This window comes from Heyndrickxia camelliae, assembly GCF_002844575.1.
GTDB classification, from domain to species: Bacteria; Bacillota; Bacilli; order Bacillales; family Bacillaceae_C; genus Margalitia; species Margalitia camelliae.
In genome coordinates this window covers 254,377-271,112 of the sequence record NZ_PIQO01000002.1, presented here as the reverse complement: position 1 = coordinate 271,112, position 16,736 = coordinate 254,377, and the positions used below count along the sequence as shown (strand labels likewise).

Below are 16,736 nucleotides of genomic sequence, written 5' to 3'. Positions count from 1 at the left end.
CCCAAACAAACATACGTTGGAGGGTCATACGTTGGAGGGTCAGGTTCCTCGTCCCACTTCTATAATCTTAATAAAAGGCGGAATGTCATTCAGAATATCTTGTCCATTATTCTAGTGATAAACTAATCTATAATTAATTTTATCTATTGATTACTGGGAAAAGGGAACGGCCCCCCATGACCCAGCCTTGATTTATCCCTCCAAAAAAATCCTCCAAAAAGTTATTTTCTGGAGGATTTTTTATACTATTTCAAGCGGTGGTATAGCTTTTATGGGGATCTTCAACCAGTTTATTGCTATGGCATTTTTACCGTTAAAATAAATAAGGGTTATTAGTAGAGAATAAAGTATTAAAAAACTAGTGCTGATCTATAAACTGAAGCAAGCTGGTATTCAACATGAAAAAGGTCATGATAAACAAGCGGAAATCATTTAAATGAAGCTGGTGTAGAAATTGTCAGATAAGAATGGTCAGGGCAACTTAAAGATTAGAATTATAAAGTGAAAGAATAAAAAAATCCGCCTCAAAATTTTTGTAAGAGGCGGATTTTCTTTTATTCAAACTCTACGAAGCGTCGTGTGATATCACGAGGACGTGTGATGGCACCACCAACGACAGTGGAATGTGCTCCGAGTGCCAGGCACCTTTTGTACATTTCCGGAGTCAAGACATTGCCTTCTGCTATGACAGGAATGCTGATTTTATTGAGGACCTCCTTCAAAAATGAAAAATCGTCATGATATAGTTTCTTATCAGATGTTTCTGCTGTGTACCCGTATAGAGTAGTAGATATACAATCAAATCCCAATTTTTCAGCCTGTATGGCATCTTCTAATGTTGCTATATCCGCCATTAATTCGACATTAGGTGCTTTATCTTTAGCATAATGGACAAGCTCCTGCAGTGAAATGCCATTTGGGCGCTTTCGATGGGTTGCATCCATGGCAATCATTTCACAACCGCTTTCTATTAATTCATCTATTTCTTTATGAGTTGCTGTAATAAATACATCGCTGTCATCGTAGTCCCGTTTCACAATGCCGATAACAGGCAAGGCTACTTCATTTTTTATGGCTATTATGTCTTCCTTAGTATTTGCGCGGATCCCTTTAGCTCCACCTTCCATCGCAGCCAGTGCCATTTTGGACATTATGAATGAACTATGTAACGGTTCGTCGGGAAGTGCTTGACAAGATACGATTAATTCATTTTTAACTTGAGCTAACATATTGATTCCTCCTTGAAAAATGGGTATATTTGCAGATTGTTACCTAGTTTTGCAATCTTAATTTTGGCTTTGCAAAGTTAATATTACGGAATAGATATAACAATGATGTCCCTTGAGCAGAGATTCCACCGCCGATAATAATACTGTATGGGTATACATCAAAGTAATTTGTGCCTGTCCTTTTGCAACCTCTTTAGCCCAATCGGCAATGATGCATTCACACTCTACATCCTTGTTTGTGTGCTCAAACATTCTTTTACTGTAAAAAATCACTGCCAAGTTTTGAGTAAATGGCAGCATTTATGATCACGCCCATTCTATCGGCTACTTGCTCAGAAACGAAACCATATTAGATATGAAAGCTTCCACTTAAGCATCACTTTTGGCTATATGTTCTGATGAATTTGATCGCAATATCCACTAAGGATTCTTTTTGGATGGGCAAATCAATCACTTTTCCATTCAAGCAGCCTTTGATATCATCATAACACGGAAAAAGCGATATGAAACCCCTTACGAAATTAGTGGATATGTTACTAAACCGTTTCAATCATCATTCAGCTTCTACAGGCGCTGTTAGTGGTATATGTAAGGAAGGAGCAACAACTCTCGAACGCCGAGGAGACCTTATTCCTTGGCAGCATTGAAACCCCAATGGCACAAGCATTAGATACATCAAAGGATTTACTTGGTTAATTAAATCCACCGACACCATTACCGATTGTGGCAATTAGAAGATTTGCGAAGCTGCATTGCTCTTTACTTTTGATGAATCATCCTATATAAGTGGTGCAGAATTAGTTATTGATGATGGATTCTCTGTTGCATAAAAGATATGATACATTAGAACTCCAATAATATGGGGTCTTATTTAGGGGGTTACTTTTAATGGAAGAACAAACGATTTTTGAAATTACCCACAATATGGATAAAATCACAAATAAGTTAATCATCCAATGGAACAAATTGTTTTACGAGGACCTAGGTGTAAGCCATATTCTAATACTCGCGCATTTAATGGTAAGTGGCAATAGCCGTCCATCCGACATAGCGAGGACTTTAGGATTGACCCCTGCAACGGTAACACATTTATCTGAAAAACTTGTCCGAAAACAACTAACTGTTCGAATAACCGATGAATCTGATAGGAGAGTAATTTATTTAGGAATTACGGAAAAAGGCTCCGATATACTACATAAAGCAGAGGAATACGGAAAAGAATTAAGAAGAAACCTATTCGAAAGGTTAACAAATGAAGAGAAAGACCAACTACTAAGTATCTTTGAAAAACTAAACGAATAAGTGGTGCCTGGCACCACTCGTGGACAAATTGGTAATTTGTCCATGTGTGGTGGACAGTTTATAGCATGACAGGTAAAAAAGAAAGCAATCCAGAGATGTAGATGATTGCTTTCATTTTGCGTTTAAAGGAAATCGAAAAATAATAGCCATTCCTTTTTGATGATTTTATGAAACTTGGAAGTTGATTGATCAATAATCATTTTAAAATCATCAGAAAATTCACGAAAAACCAATGATTATATTTTTAAAGCATGTTACATTCAATTCGTAACAAACAATACTAATAAGGAAAGGAAAGAAAGCGTATATGAAATATAGGGTTGAAACCATTCCGAGCTATCGCATTGCCTATATGAGACGAGTTGGTCCTTATGGTTCTGCAAATATTGAAGTAATGGAGAAGTTAAAGAGGTGGGCAGAGGAGAGAAATCTTCTTAAAACCGCAACTTTATTTGCCATTCCCCAAGATAACCCCGAGACTACGCTTCCTGAAAATTGTAGATTTGATGCTTGTATTGTAATTACGAAGGATTATCTAGTGGATGATTCCATTTATGAAGGGGAACTTTCTAGTGGAGAATATCTTATTTACCAAGTCAAACATACAGCAAAAGATATTCAAAAAGCATATGAGGATATTTTTCCTTCTCTTCAAAGCATGGGCTATAAAATGGATAATAAACCAATTTTGGAAAGATACACGGACGATATGAACAACAATCTTTATTGTGAAATATGTGTTCCAGTAAAAAAGTATAGTTAAATAATAGAAAAGGTAGAACAAGAGATTTGCTGCTCTTGTTCTACCTTTAAAATTTGCCCGTTCATGAAGGAAAGTATCAAATATCATACTAATAGAGCATGATTTAAAATTCTTCGTAAACAGCAGGATCCTGATTCCACATTCTCCCACCTTGACTCGTTAATCCCGAAATTTCTTTCATATCGGATTCGTCTAGTACAAAGTCGAAAATTGAAAGATTTTCAAGCTGCCGAATAGGGGATGCTGATTTAGGAATGGATACTGCTCCAAGTTGGTAATGCCAGCGCAAAATAATTTGAGAAATAGATTTGTTGTATCGATTTGCGATTTTTTCAAGAGTACAGTTTTCAAAAACTTCCTTTGCACGAGCTAATGGGCTCCAAGATTCCGTCACAATCTCATTCTCTTCATGAAATTTTCTTTGCTCCTCTTGGTTGAAAAATGGATGTAATTCAATTTGGTTTATACTTGGCATCACACCTGTTTCCTTCTTTAAACGCTCCAAATGCTCCGGTAAGAAATTACAAACACCAATAGAACGAATTAATCCCCATTTTTTTGCGTCAATTAAAGCTTGCCATGCCTCTACATAGTGATCCTGCTGCGGATTCGGCCAATGTATTAGATACAAATCATAATAATCAAGATTAGCTCTATAAAGTGATTCTTGAATAGTAACAACCGCTTTATCATATGTATGATAACGGCCAGGCAATTTAGATGTGATTAGTAAATCTCCTCTAGGAACAGAACTGCGGCGAATCGCTTCTCCTACAGCTCCTTCATTTTCATAGTTATAAGCCGTATCAATCAATCGATAGCCTGCATCAATGGCGCTCTTTATCGCATTAGCACCTTCATTTCCTTTTAAAGTATATGTACCAAAACCAATTACAGGGATTGCCAACCCATCGTTAAGTCTTATTTCAGGGATAATATTACTCATCAGAAAACACTCCTTTCTCATATATTTTAAGATTAGCATATATCTGACAATAATACATGATTGGAGATTTATTAGTGGAATCAGAAATAAGATCCTGCATCCGTCCTTAATGAAAATCTTGCCTCATTTGTTTTTCATTTCTATATAATGTAGATAAAAATATATTTATGAAAAAGAGTGACTTTATGAATTCTCATAAAATATTAAAGGAAAGATTAAAATTACAGTGTCGAAACATGCGATTATCGTATGTGATAGCTGTCATCATTACGATTTTATTAGGACTTTCTTCTAGGCAATTCGGTTACCTTCTGCCAGCATTTCTAGCACGCAATACCGGTGATGCACTATGGGCGATGATGGTGTACTTTGGCTTTCGTTTCTTCCTTGTAAAGAAAAATCAGCTTCTAGTTATCTTACTAAGTTTCTTTTTCAGCTTCGGAATCGAATTCAGTCAACTTTATCAGGCAGTCTGGATCAATCAGATTCGCAGTACCGTAGTTGGCGCATTAATTTTAGGAAAAGGTTTCCTTATTGTAGATTTGATAAGATATGCAGCAGGAATTTTTATCGCTGCTGTTTTAGATAAGATAACCCGGAAGTATATCTATAGGGAATGGTTAAAAAATTAATATTTGGCGATTTAGGATATTTTCATGCATATTACTTAACCAATGTCCGCCCATTTTTAAAAAGGCAGCAGATTCATAGAAAAATATCACAAATGAACAGATGATGGAGATAGTAAATTGGTCATAAATTTTGGTATAGTAAAGGAAAGATTTTGCTATTGGCAATAAATACATAAAAATAGGACTCTACTAGAATATTTCCTTTGATAAAAACGGTTCCGTCCTATTTAAGAATAAATTGGAGGTGGAGACCGTGAGGAAAATTCCTCTCATCCTACTTAGTAGTATGATAATTGTCATCATGATTGCAGTAAGCAGCATGTATTATTATCAATCAACTCATTTTAATTCGAATATCACGATTAATGGTACAAATGTCGGTGGATTAACTGCTGAAAAGGCTATAAAAAAATTAACATCGACCGTTTTGAAAAACGATGTTTATGTTGGAAAAAAGCTTATTTTTGACGGGAAGGATACCAAAACGGGGTTCACGGACAAAAATTTACCGGAAATCAAGAAAATATTAAAATCTCAGCGTACGTTCTTTCCTTCTTCTAAAGCAAAAAATTATTCAGTGCTTCCAGCAAAGGCGGATTATTATCGCAGCAAAACAATGAAAAAGCAAGTAGAAGATAAACTTTTGACACTAAATAAAGGATTAAAGGCCCCGAAGGATGCTCATGTCCAATTGAATCAGGGAAAAATTAGCGTTTCCAAAAGCGAGGCTGGTAATCAATACGATATTACTGGCTTACTAAAAGATTATAGTAAACATGAATACAGTAGTATTATCCATTTAGATGCTAAATTTTTGCAGCCTATTAAAGCAAACAGTCCGATTATTAAAGAGGAAAAGAAAAAGTTACAAGAATTAATGACGCGAACGGTTGAGTATAAAGTCCAAAATAAGGTATACGCCTTTAAAGCCAGTGATGTCATTAAAAATGCATCCATTTCAAAAGATAACAAATACACGATTGATCCAACTGAAATTCAAAACAAGATTGCTGATATTAATCGTACTCAATCCACCCTTCATAAAAATTACACCTTTAAAACCCATTCAGGGAAGGAAATTTCAATTAAAGGGGAATCTTATGGCTGGTCTATAAATGTTGTGGAAGAGTCGAAGCGGATTGCTGCAGCCCTTGAAAAAGGCAAAAAATCCATTTTAGCCTACAATGTCTATGGGATTGGCTGGAATACTTACGGTGTTGGCTATCATACGACCGCAAATCATGGGATTGGCAATACATATGCGGAAGTATCTATTAAGGACCAAAAGATTTGGATTTATAAAGACGGAAAGTTAAAAGTAACAACAAAAGTGGTTACTGGCAGACACGATACTCAAGAGGATACACCAAAAGGTGTTTGGTATATTATGTATAAAGCATCGCCATCTGTACTGAAAGGCAGTGAAGTAGGCAATCCTAATTATTCGATTAAAGTCAACTATTGGGCACCATTTACGAATAGCGGCTGTGGATTCCATGATGCTTATTGGCGAACAAATTGGGCTAGTGATGCCTACCTCCATCATGGATCAGGAGGTTGCGTCAACACCCCGCCAAGTGTAATGAAGGCTGTATATGACAATCTCGAACAAAATGAACCCGTAATCATATATTAAAAAAACATTGAGTGGTGCCTGGCACCACTCGTGGACAAATTGATAAAGTGTCCACCCTATGTGGACACTTACTTTAATTGCTTCTCGAGAGACGGATTCTCCCTTCTCCTCGGTTACCTGTTCTTATTTTCGCGTGCACTTCAATAAGGCTTGATCTCCATTTCAATAGGAAAAGGAACCCGATTTTATGTCCTGACTATAGCCCCACCACTTTGTCCTCGTTTATAAAAAACAGAACATTATTTTGATTGGCATGGATGGATAGCTTAGCTATTAGATTAAGATTTGTCAATGGAAGGAGATTTGGATGAAAAACATTATAGCAGCTATACAAAAGGAACGTTTTAGATATTGTTCAAGGTAAGACTAATTTCCGTGAATTAGAAGCATATGTATTAGTATTACCAAAAATCAAATATCAATCATGCTGAACCAGAATGTTTAAAAGTATTAATGAATCAGTACTTGCTTGAAACATTGTAAGGATATAGGGATGGATAGTTATATTGATTAAAGTACCAATTTATTTATTATACTGGAGCGGGTACCTGTTCCCGATTCCAGAGCAAGGAAGGTGCAGGGATGAAATATGTAATCGGAATTGACCTTGGAACAAGTGCTGTGAAAATATTACTTGTCGATCAAAAAGGAAATGTATGTATGGAAACATCTAAATCTTATCCATTAATACAAGAGCAATTTGGATATAGTGAACAAAATCCGGAAGAATGGGTAGAAAAAACAGTAGAAGGTATATCGGAGATGATTAACCAATTTCAAGGGGATATCCATGATATAGAAGGAATTAGTTTTTCCGGACAAATGCATGGGCTTGTTTTATTAGATCGAGAACAGCGTATTTTAAGAAATGCAATTTTATGGAATGATACGAGAACAACGAAGCAATGCAGAGAGATTTACGAAACCGTGGGCAAACAGCGTTTACTAGAAATCACTAAGAATCCGGCCTTAGAAGGGTTTACCTTGCCAAAAATTCTCTGGGTGAAAGAAAATGAACCTGAAACTTTTGAGCGGGCCAGCGTTTTTCTGTTGCCTAAGGATTATTTACGCTACCGAATCACAGGCAACATACATAGTGAATATTCGGATGCTGCTGGAACATTGTTGTTGAATATGAGTAAAAGGGAATGGAGTGAGGAATTACTAAATCTATTTGGTCTTTCTCCTAATTTTTGTCCACCTCTGGTAGAATCACATGAATTTGTCGGTACTATTTCTCCTGAATTTTCTAGGTTAACAGGATTGTCAGAGTTCACAAAAGTATTTGCTGGAGGGGCAGATAATGCCTGCGGCGCGATTGGATCAGGAATATTGTCGGAAGGAAAAACGTTATGCAGTGTGGGCACTTCAGGTGTCGTTTTATCCTATGAAACACGCAACGATCTTGATTTCGAAGGGAAAGTCCACTATTTTAATCATGGAGAACCAAATTCCTTTTATACAATGGGGGTAACTTTGTCGGCTGGGTATAGTTTAAATTGGTTTAAAGAAAAAATCGCTCAGGATGAGAAGTTTGAGGACCTTTTACAAGAAGTGGGGATAGTGCCTGTCGGATCCAATGGTCTGCTTTTCACACCGTATTTAGTGGGAGAGAGGACACCACATGCAGATTCCACCATTCGGGCGAGCTTTATAGGAATGGATGCCCTTCATGAACGAAAGGATTTTGTACGGGCTATCCTAGAAGGAATTACCTTTTCATTAAATGAATCGATTGAGATTTTTAGAGAAAACGGAAAGAATATTGAAGCCATCGTATCCATCGGTGGTGGTGCCAAAAATGAGGCATGGTTGCAAATGCAAGCAGATATTTTCGATTCTAAAATTGAAAAACTAGAAAGTGAACAAGGTCCAGGTATGGGAGCGGCGATGCTAGCAGCAATTGGCTGCGGATGGTTTTCCACCTTAAAAGAATGTGCCACAAGCTTTATCCAAACAGAGAAAATCTATTACCCAATAAAAGAGAATGTCGAAAAATACAAGAAGTTATTTTCGATTTATAAACAAATTTACAAGAATACCAAAAGTCTCAACGAACAACTGAAGGAATTTAAGAGGTAAGGATTGTTTGAAGGCGCTGGTCCCTTTTCCCCATGGTAGCTTTTGAAGCAACTCCAACGGGCGGTAAAGTCCATATTTCTTTAACTTTAGCTATGTTAATCAATAATGTTGAAGTACATGAAAAAAAAGGGAGGCTGTTTGGCAATCTCCCTTCTTTACCATAATGGTTCTTCTTTATTAGTTAAGTTCAAAAATAGTGGTGCTATAAACATCACCAAAATTATCTATCAAGGTGAATTCTAAGAGTAGTGCAGAATGTAAAGATAAATCAAACATTACAGAAAATGGTATAGTGATAATTGGAAATAAAACAAATAAAGATGTAGAGTATTGATACTGAACTTCTCCACAGCGATTACATTTCAAGCTTTTACGAAATGTTAATAATTTCTTTAATGAATCAAACCAGGTCCACTTTTTCCCACATGTTGACGCTCAACTTCTTTTTATACTAGAACCACAGTGTACACTATGATAACCAACTTAATTTTATGTTAAGTTACTGCTTAGTCCTACCTTTAAAGAAAGGAATACAAGAACAGCTATCGCGATTAGGAGCATTGTTTTCCACCGAATGATAAAGGAACCAGTTTTGGTATAACAGTGTTCTTAAACATTATGAAATAGCGAAGCAAATAATGCGCAGCTACTGAAATATACATAAGCTTTCCAACAATGAGGTGTCAGATAATGATTAAAAACACTCTAATTTGATACCTGAGATACCTGACACCATACTTATTACAATGTTTTAACTAAAACGCTAGCGATGATCACCGATGCGACAGTCACAGTTGTAAAGCCAGCGATTAACATAGGAGGTGATAATTCATTTAAAAGGTTTTGTTGCCCTTCTTCGGTTCTGCCAACACTTCGACTCACTTCTTGACAGAGTATATAATCCGCTGGAAATCCAAACATAGAGGTTAAAGCAAGGGACATTCCTTTGTAAGGATGCACTCTAAATAGTTTTGAAAAGATAAATCCCCCTGTTAAAATTCCAAATTGACCAATGAGAATGATCGCTAAAATCTGTGGGATGAAATGCAAAAATTGAGTTAGGCTTACGGTGCTCATCGATGCGATGACAATAAAAATAGTGCCAAGAATAGCAACACTTGAAGCTTTAGCCTTGTCCATAATATTTTCATTATAAAATTTTAATGCGGATCCAAGAACACCAATGATCAGACACCAAATGGTAGAGCTAACCCCTGTAAAGCTACCGATAACCGTTCCAAGGGATGCACCTAGGAATAATTTGAATAGGAGGACATTTGCGGTGTTAAATTCATATTTCTTTTTAGGCTTGCTTTTATGTTTTTGTTGCAGGGATGCTTCTAAAGTCGCTGCAGTATATTTGTTTCCATCTGCAAGTCCAATTTTATCACGTAAAATAAGTGCGTATTTACGAAGAAATATGGAAGCTACCGGCATGCCAAACAGCTTATGAATCGCAAGTACAAGTGCAGGAATCGCAACAAGATTAGTAAAACCCAGCGCTTTTAATTCATCAGAGGTGACAATAAAAGCAACAATCCCTCCTACCATTGGTCCCATCCCAGCAACAGCCGTTTCATACCCAAATAGCATTGTAATAATCGGAAGAACTAATGCGATAGCTATAAGTGTTCCTCCTAGTGCGATTAATACAGCTTTATACTGTCTCAACATTAGGGTTAACGGAATAAGTGTACCTAAATGAACGACTAATGGCCCCGTCATTAAACTTCCAATTTGACTAAAAGTTGATGTATCTACGATATTTTTTGGGAAAATTCCGGTCCAAACTAAAACAAGAAATCCGAGTATGGCAATTAAAAGCATTGGCACCCTTGCCCTTGTTAAAACAGAAATAATTTCGCCTACCGCAATTAATGCTAAAACGAGCATTGCCGCAAAAACTGGTTCATTAATTGTCATCATAGCGCCTCCTAAGTTTAAAATGTGTCGGTAATTATTGTGATTATTCAGACATCTGGTAATACAAGAGAATGTCCTTAACGTAATAAAACTAGTAAAATAATCACCGAAAGTTAACTTAAATCAGAAAATAGGCTAACTTCTGATAATAATAGTTTCGATTATAAAATATATCTCACAAAATTACCACACAATTTTCACCTGGGATGGAGGGTCAGGTCCCATTTCCCACTTTAGGCATTGAAGGGTCAGGCCATTTATCCCGTCATAGTTGAATATTTTAGGGGAATAGGGAGGATATTTACCTAATAAGTAGAAATATATAGATTAACTTCTCTTATCAAATTCCTCTGTATATCTTCCTTTAAAAAGTCTGATGTCCCATCCTTTTATCCAAATCTTAAGCAACCCTGTTTATCTAATAGTTTTCCCTTTTTATTACATTATTCCAATATACCTTCTATTTTTGCATTAATGGACCAGACCCTCTGTTCCATCCCCCAAAAGTCTCCTAACGAGGTGATAGTTATGCCAAGAACCCCGCGTATGAAAAGCAGTAATGGAATTTATCATATTATGATTAGAGGTATTAATAAACAAACGATTTTTGAGGAGGAAGATGATAAGAGAAGGATGTTGAAAACAATACAGAAATGTAAAGAGGTTAGTAAAATCAATTTGTATGCCTATTGTTTGATGGATAATCATTTACATTTGCTATTACAAGAAACGGAGGAAAGCATTTCAAAAACAATGCAAAGAATTAGTGCCAGCTATGTTTATTGGTACAATAAAAAATATGAACGCTATGGTCATCTATTTCAAGATAGATTTAAAAGTGAGCCTGTGGAGACAGATACATCCTTTCTAAAGGTCTTAAGATATATACATCAAAACCCTGTGAAAGCTGGACTGACGAAAAATGTATTCGATTGTAAATGGACAAGTGTAAATGAATACATCCGAAAAACGGACTTAATTGATACAGATTATGGCCTTTGCCTATTTTCTAAAAATAAAAGAAAAGCTCTCAAGTGGTATGAGGAATATATGATAAAAAATAATAACGATCAGTTTTTAGATGACTTTGTCAGAGTGAAAAGGTCTGATAGCGAAGTCATTCATTTTATTCAACAATTAGGTGTCGAAAATATTGCTTCTTTGCAACAGATGGACAAATCCAAAAGAAATGCCATCATTCTTGAACTGAAAGAATTAAAGGGTATTACCTATGAACAATTATCACGTGTAACCGGCATATCCAAGAGTGTTATCGGGCGTGTTCGTTAAGGTGTGGCCCGTTGTCCCAGGGTGGATTTGTAAAATGGGACGAGGGGTCTGACCCTTCAACCCATCAAAATGGGAAAAGGGACCGGTCCCTCCGTGCGCATCTTCTAAAAAATTATTTACCTATCTTCTTTTTCATATTATTCTAATAAAGGAAAGAAATAGACAGTGTTTGACACCTAGAATAGGAGATGTTTTTTTGTTAGTTAGAATGAATAAGCGGCTGGAGAAGATGATGCCTTTTATTACACCAGTTAGTGTCGTTCTTGGTGTGTTATTGTCTGTGTATTTAAAGGATTACTCCTTTCTCGTTCCGTGGATTTTTGCGTTTATGACCTTTGCAGGAAGCCTAGGCTCTAATTTTCAATCATTGAAACAAGTGGTCATGCATCCATTTTCGATCATCATCGCTCTATTAATCTTGCATGTTTTAATGCCGATTTGGGCTTGGGGAATTGGCCATGCTGTGTTTCATGGTGATGCCTATACAATTACTGGTCTAGTCCTAGGGATGGTTATACCAACTGGTGTTACAAGTGTCATCTGGGTGTCTATTTACAGAGGAAATATGGCTTTAACCTTATCGCTGATTTTAATAGATACCTTGCTTTCGCCATTTATTGTTCCATATACCCTTTCCTTATTTGTGGGACAGAAGGTGGAATTAGATACGGCTGGCATTATGAAAGGACTATTTGAGATGGTGGTAATTCCCTCCATTTTGGGGATGATTCTAAATCAGATGACAAAAGGCAAAATTAAAGATACTTTAGGTATTAAATTAGCCCCATTTTCTAAAATATGTTTAGGGCTTGTAGTCATGCTGAACGGATCGGTTATTGCTCCTCATTTAAAACATATAAGCGTAAAGTTAATCGGAATTGGGATAATTGTTTTCCTTATCGCTTTTACTGGTTATTTGTTTTCCTTTTTGATTGGGATGTGGCTGAAAAGAGATAGAGATACTGTCGTTGCATTAACGTTTCTTGGAGGAATGCGAAATATAAGTGCAGGAGCCGTTATCGCTGTTACTTATTTTGCCCCAAGTGTAGCAACTCCGGTTATCATATCTATGCTCTTTCAACAAATACTTGCATCGACTTCCGGATATATGATAGATAAATTTTATGTACGCATGGAGAAAAGAGAAAAAAGGATAGCTTAGGAATACAAACCGTAGAAAAAGATTTCTGCGGTTTTTTTGTTTTCCTTTTTTTAAAGAGATAAATAATTTTATTTTAAAAATAATAAAGATATAGAGAAATAGCATTAAGCATGAAAAAGCGCAGAAATATCCCATGTATATGAATCACGAACTATTAAAAGATATCTAATTATTAGGATAATATAATATCATCAAAAAATGATAAAATTTTATAAAATTGGGAGGGAGAAAAATGATTCATATCATTTGGTTTTTGTTGCTTGCTGTTGGGATTTTGGTTGGTGCAGCAACAGGAAAGATGCAAAAGGTTACTGATGCTGCCATCGAATCAGCAGGAACAGCAGTCACTCTATCCATTGGCTTAATAGGCGTAATGGCTTTGTGGTTAGGTATTATGAAAATTGCCGCAGAGGGCGGTCTGGTAAAATTGCTTGCGAGAGCGGTACGTCCAATTATGTTTCGTTTATTTCCGGAGGTTCCGAAAGATCATCCTGCTATGGGGGCGATGATGATGAACATCAGTGCAAATATTCTGGGACTAGGGAATGCGGCCACCCCATTAGGAATTAAAGCAATGACAGAATTAGAAAAATTAAATCCGCATAAGGGCATTGCGACAAATGCAATGGTCATGTTCTTAGCAATAAATACTCTTCTGTAACACTTATTTCTTCTACCACTATTGCATTGAGGGCATCTGCTGGTTCTCACGATCCAACATCTATTATCGGTCCAACGATTTTAGCAACTATTTGCTCTACCATTGCTGGAATTACAGCTTCTCTTTTACTTCAAAAGTTGCCATTATTTTCGATTGAGCGTGCTTTAAAGAAGGAAAACAAATCGGAAAATATTGATATTCCTATGGAGTAAAACATAACGAAAGATACGATCATTCTAATAGGGAAAGTAGGGGCATATGATGTTTGTAGATATTATGAAAAACATATCGCTTTATGCGATTCCATTTTTATTATTATTCATCCCTTTATATGGGATAATTCGCAAAGTAAAAGTATACGAGGCACAGAGGGAGCAAAGGAAGGCTTTTCTACAGCGGTAAAAATTATTCCTTATTTAGTAGCAATCCTCGTGTCTATTGGTGTTTTTCGTGCATCCGGGGCTATGGATTTACTTACAAGATTGTTAGCACCCATTGGGGAGTGGTTTGGAATGCCGAAAGAAGTTATTCCTATGGCATTAATGAGACCGCTTTCGGGAGGGGGATCACAAGGCATTATGGTTGATTTATTTAAACATTATGGGCCAGATTCTGTAATCGGTAATAATGCATCTGTTATTTCAGAATCGACAGAAACCACCTTTTAGTTATTGCCGTATACTTTGGAGCCATTGCTATTAGAAACAGCCGTCATGCCTTAGCAGCGGGATTAATCGCGGACTTTGTTGGCATCGTTGCCTCCGTGATTATTGTAAATCTAATGTTTTAGGGACAAGGGGACAGGCACCATATCCCTTTTCGAGGGGATGAGGGAATGACTTTTCAATCCATACACTCGTTAACGTATTAAACGAGACGAGGGACCAGACCCTTCATCCCCCCACATTTTTAACGAGACGAGGGACTGGTTCCTTCGTCCCTATTAGGAGGAGATTTCAGAATTGGAAAAGTTTAAAGGGAAGAAGCTGAAGTTTGGAGATACTCTGGGGTTAACCGCTCCGGCAAGTCCGACGAAGGCGGAAAATGTACCAATGGCCATTCAGGTTATTCGTGAGCTTGGTTTTCAAGTCAAGGTTGGAAAAAGCTGTTATGAAGAGTATGGCGGCTATTTAGCGGGACCTCCCAAAAATCGTGCAGATGAGCTTAATGAAATGTTTTCAGATCCGGAAATTGACGCCATTCTCTGTTTGCGTGGTGGATACGGTACACCGCAATTATTGCCTTATCTTGACTATGAAACGATAGTTCAACATCCGAAATTATTTATTGGATATAGTGATATCACCGCGTTACATACTGTTTTCCTGCAAAAATGCGGATTAGCGACGGTACATGGACCAATGGCAACATCAGATCTATTAGATAGCGATGATTTTACCCGAACTTCCTTATTACGAGTATTAATGGATCCAACCCCACTGGGAATTGTCCAAAATCCTGAAGAAGAAGAGATTTTCAGTTTAGTAGATGGTGTGGCAGAAGGAGAAATGGTTGGCGGAAACTTATGCCTTGTCACGGCGCTAATGGGCACGCCTTATGAATTGGATACGAAGGGGAAAATTTTATTCCTTGAGGACGTAGGGGAAGAACCATTCAAAGTGGATCGAATGCTGACACAATTAGCTTTAGCAGGAAAAATTGAAGAGGCAGCAGGTATAATTTTTGGGACATTTACGGAAAGTGAATCACCAAATTATTCTCATGGATTTGATACTGTTGATGTATTTAAAACTATTGTTGCACCGTTTGGAAAACCAACCATCTATAATCTTCAGGCAGGTCATTGCAATACAAAAATTACCTTACCATTCGGAGTAAAAGCAAAACTAGATGCTACCAATGGCAGTTTAAGCATAGAAGAAAGTGTGGTTCAGTCATGATAGAAAAAGAGGATTTGCTACAACAAGCACAAGAAATTTTCCCATGGTTAATCAAAATGCGGAGAGATTTTCATACTTATCCCGAATTTGGTATGGAGGAATATAGAACGAAGGATAAGATTTGTGAATACCTGAATGAGATGGGCATTCCATACACAGCGGGAATTGCAAATACTGGTGTGGTAGGACTCATTAAAGGGGATCAGGATGGAAAAACCATTGCGTTGCGAGCAGATATGGATGCCTTGCCAATTTTAGAACAAAGTGATGTACCATATAAGTCCACTATCGATGGGAAAATGCATGCATGCGGACATGATGCGCATATGACCGTTTTATTGGGAGCTGCGAAGCTTTTAAATCAAAACAAACATTTATTGAAAGGGAATATTAAGTTACTGTTTCAGCCAGCCGAAGAAACAGTAGGTGGAGCCGTCCCCATGATAAAAGAAGGCGTATTGGAAGACCCAAAAGTTGATGCAATCTTCGGGCTTCATGTCGATACAGACTTACCCGTTGGAAAAATCGGAGTCAAATATGGGCAAATGAATGCTTCTTCTGATACGATATTCATAACGGTAAAAGGTCAAAATGCGCATGGTGCCTACGCGTATATGGGAAAGGATGCCATTGTTATTGCCGCACAAGTTATTAGTGCCCTGCAAACCATCGTTAGTCGTGGTGTGGATGCCCGTGAATCAGCTGTCATTTCGCTTGGTACGATTCATGGAGGAACGCAAGGAAATATTGTTGCGGATGAAGTGAAGCTCGTTGGAACGGTACGTACACTGATACCTGAAATTCGTGAGTCTGTTTTGCAAAAATTAGAGGATACCGTTACCTTTGTGGCAAAGGGAATGGGCGGTCACGCAGTACTAACCGTTGAACCTGGCTATACTTCCTTGATTAATGCTGACGAAATGGTGGATATTGTAAAGGCCAGCGGCGAGACCTTAATAGGAAAGGAAAATGTGAAGGTTCTAACTAAGCCAAGCTTAGGAGTGGAAGACTTTGCGTTTTTTGCGAAAGAAATACCTGGTGCCTTTTTCCGCCTAGGTGTACGAAATAATGAAAAAGGCATTATCCATGACGTACACACACCGCTTTTTAACATCGATGAGCATAGCTTGAAAATTGGTGTTGCAATGCAGGTTGCGAATGCTTTGCGTTTTTTAGGGTAAAAATGTTGTAATTTGAAAACTACATAAT

At 37.2% G+C, this 16,736-nt stretch carries 15 protein-coding genes and 1 pseudogene; 12 read left to right on the top strand and 4 right to left on the bottom strand.

The window, feature by feature from the left end:
• Positions 1-554 precede the first annotated feature (554 nt).
• Both CWO92_RS04600 and CWO92_RS04595 read right to left on the bottom strand, forming a co-directional pair.
• Positions 555-1,229, bottom strand: a complete 675-nt coding sequence (locus CWO92_RS04600) for an N-acetylmannosamine-6-phosphate 2-epimerase (protein WP_101353017.1) — start codon at positions 1,227-1,229, stop codon at positions 555-557.
• 57 nt (positions 1,230-1,286) lie between these two features.
• Positions 1,287-1,529: a hypothetical protein gene (locus CWO92_RS04595; protein ID WP_101353016.1), complete on the bottom strand. Its 243-nt coding sequence runs from the start codon at positions 1,527-1,529 to the stop codon at positions 1,287-1,289.
• Between the two features lie 203 nt (positions 1,530-1,732).
• Here CWO92_RS04595 and CWO92_RS25230 point away from each other — a divergent pair, with 203 nt between their 5' ends.
• From CWO92_RS25230 to CWO92_RS04585, 3 genes are all read left to right on the top strand, one after another.
• Positions 1,733-1,876, top strand: coding sequence for a hypothetical protein (locus CWO92_RS25230; protein WP_165786603.1), 144 nt, complete (start codon positions 1,733-1,735; stop codon positions 1,874-1,876).
• A gap of 241 nt (positions 1,877-2,117) precedes the next feature.
• Positions 2,118-2,531 (top strand): MarR family winged helix-turn-helix transcriptional regulator, encoded by a 414-nt coding sequence (locus CWO92_RS04590; RefSeq protein ID WP_101353015.1) that lies wholly within the window; start codon positions 2,118-2,120, stop codon positions 2,529-2,531.
• Between the two features lie 307 nt (positions 2,532-2,838).
• Complete coding sequence (locus CWO92_RS04585; protein WP_101353014.1) at positions 2,839-3,294, top strand: AraC family transcriptional regulator; 456 nt, start codon at positions 2,839-2,841, stop codon at positions 3,292-3,294.
• Positions 3,295-3,397: 103 nt separating this feature from the next.
• Here the strand turns inward: CWO92_RS04585 and CWO92_RS04580 are convergent, their stop codons facing one another.
• Positions 3,398-4,240 (bottom strand): aldo/keto reductase, encoded by an 843-nt coding sequence (locus tag CWO92_RS04580; RefSeq protein ID WP_101353013.1) that lies wholly within the window; start codon positions 4,238-4,240, stop codon positions 3,398-3,400.
• Between the two features lie 185 nt (positions 4,241-4,425).
• On the opposite strand from CWO92_RS04580, the gene CWO92_RS04575 reads away from it, so the two are divergent.
• The 3 genes from CWO92_RS04575 (at position 4,426) to xylB (ending at position 8,590) form a co-directional block, all read left to right on the top strand.
• A complete protein-coding gene (locus tag CWO92_RS04575; RefSeq protein WP_101353012.1) occupies positions 4,426-4,872 on the top strand; it encodes a ribosomal maturation YjgA family protein in 447 nt (148 codons plus the stop codon).
• A 286-nt stretch (positions 4,873-5,158) separates the two neighbouring features.
• Positions 5,159-6,508: a L,D-transpeptidase family protein gene (locus CWO92_RS04565; RefSeq protein WP_101353122.1), complete on the top strand. Its 1,350-nt coding sequence runs from the start codon at positions 5,159-5,161 to the stop codon at positions 6,506-6,508.
• Positions 6,509-7,090: 582 nt separating this feature from the next.
• Positions 7,091-8,590 carry a xylulokinase gene (xylB, locus tag CWO92_RS04560; RefSeq protein ID WP_101353010.1) on the top strand — a complete coding sequence of 500 codons (1,500 nt, stop codon included), beginning with the start codon at positions 7,091-7,093 and terminating at the stop codon, positions 8,588-8,590.
• Between the two features lie 741 nt (positions 8,591-9,331).
• Here xylB and CWO92_RS04550 read toward each other — a convergent pair.
• A complete protein-coding gene (locus tag CWO92_RS04550) occupies positions 9,332-10,513 on the bottom strand; it encodes a hypothetical protein (protein WP_101353009.1) in 1,182 nt (393 codons plus the stop codon).
• Between the two features lie 528 nt (positions 10,514-11,041).
• Here CWO92_RS04550 and CWO92_RS04545 point away from each other — a divergent pair.
• The 6 genes and pseudogenes from CWO92_RS04545 to CWO92_RS04520 all read left to right on the top strand — a co-directional run bounded on the left by CWO92_RS04545 (position 11,042) and on the right by CWO92_RS04520 (position 16,708).
• Positions 11,042-11,803 (top strand): REP-associated tyrosine transposase, encoded by a 762-nt coding sequence (locus tag CWO92_RS04545; protein WP_101353008.1) that lies wholly within the window; start codon positions 11,042-11,044, stop codon positions 11,801-11,803.
• Between the two features lie 196 nt (positions 11,804-11,999).
• The gene (locus CWO92_RS04540; RefSeq protein WP_101353007.1) at positions 12,000-12,965 is read left to right on the top strand and encodes a bile acid:sodium symporter family protein; all 966 of its coding nucleotides are present in this window, start codon (positions 12,000-12,002) and stop codon (positions 12,963-12,965) included.
• Between the two features lie 232 nt (positions 12,966-13,197).
• Positions 13,198-13,626 (top strand): nucleoside recognition domain-containing protein, encoded by a 429-nt coding sequence (locus tag CWO92_RS04535; protein WP_367593481.1) that lies wholly within the window; start codon positions 13,198-13,200, stop codon positions 13,624-13,626.
• A gap of 261 nt (positions 13,627-13,887) precedes the next feature.
• Positions 13,888-14,416: pseudogene (locus CWO92_RS04530) on the top strand (spore maturation protein).
• Positions 14,417-14,588: 172 nt separating this feature from the next.
• Positions 14,589-15,527, top strand: coding sequence for a S66 peptidase family protein (locus CWO92_RS04525; RefSeq protein WP_235851558.1), 939 nt, complete (start codon positions 14,589-14,591; stop codon positions 15,525-15,527).
• Entirely contained in the window at positions 15,524-16,708 is a 1,185-nt protein-coding gene (locus tag CWO92_RS04520) for a M20 metallopeptidase family protein (protein WP_101353006.1), read from the top strand. Before CWO92_RS04525 ends, CWO92_RS04520 begins: the two co-directional genes overlap by 4 nt.
• Positions 16,709-16,736: the final 28 nt, after the last annotated feature.

Excerpts from the sequence above, each read along its gene's own strand:
- CWO92_RS04580 (WP_101353013.1), bottom strand. The coding sequence starts at position 4,240 with ATGAGTAATATTATCCCTGAAATAAGACTTAACGATGGGTTGGCAATC.
- CWO92_RS04595 (WP_101353016.1), bottom strand. The coding sequence starts at position 1,529 with ATGCTGCCATTTACTCAAAACTTGGCAGTGATTTTTTACAGTAAAAGA.
- CWO92_RS04550 (WP_101353009.1), bottom strand. The coding sequence starts at position 10,513 with ATGACAATTAATGAACCAGTTTTTGCGGCAATGCTCGTTTTAGCATTA.
- xylB (WP_101353010.1), top strand. The coding sequence starts at position 7,091 with ATGAAATATGTAATCGGAATTGACCTTGGAACAAGTGCTGTGAAAATA.
- CWO92_RS04585 (WP_101353014.1), top strand. The coding sequence starts at position 2,839 with ATGAAATATAGGGTTGAAACCATTCCGAGCTATCGCATTGCCTATATG.
- CWO92_RS04520 (WP_101353006.1), top strand. The coding sequence starts at position 15,524 with ATGATAGAAAAAGAGGATTTGCTACAACAAGCACAAGAAATTTTCCCA.
- CWO92_RS04565 (WP_101353122.1), top strand. The coding sequence starts at position 5,159 with ATGATAATTGTCATCATGATTGCAGTAAGCAGCATGTATTATTATCAA.
- CWO92_RS04600 (WP_101353017.1), bottom strand. The coding sequence starts at position 1,229 with ATGTTAGCTCAAGTTAAAAATGAATTAATCGTATCTTGTCAAGCACTT.
- CWO92_RS04545 (WP_101353008.1), top strand. The coding sequence starts at position 11,042 with ATGCCAAGAACCCCGCGTATGAAAAGCAGTAATGGAATTTATCATATT.
- CWO92_RS25230 (WP_165786603.1), top strand. The coding sequence starts at position 1,733 with ATGAAACCCCTTACGAAATTAGTGGATATGTTACTAAACCGTTTCAAT.
- CWO92_RS04575 (WP_101353012.1), top strand. The coding sequence starts at position 4,426 with ATGAATTCTCATAAAATATTAAAGGAAAGATTAAAATTACAGTGTCGA.
- CWO92_RS04535 (WP_367593481.1), top strand. The coding sequence starts at position 13,198 with ATGATTCATATCATTTGGTTTTTGTTGCTTGCTGTTGGGATTTTGGTT.
- CWO92_RS04590 (WP_101353015.1), top strand. The coding sequence starts at position 2,118 with ATGGAAGAACAAACGATTTTTGAAATTACCCACAATATGGATAAAATC.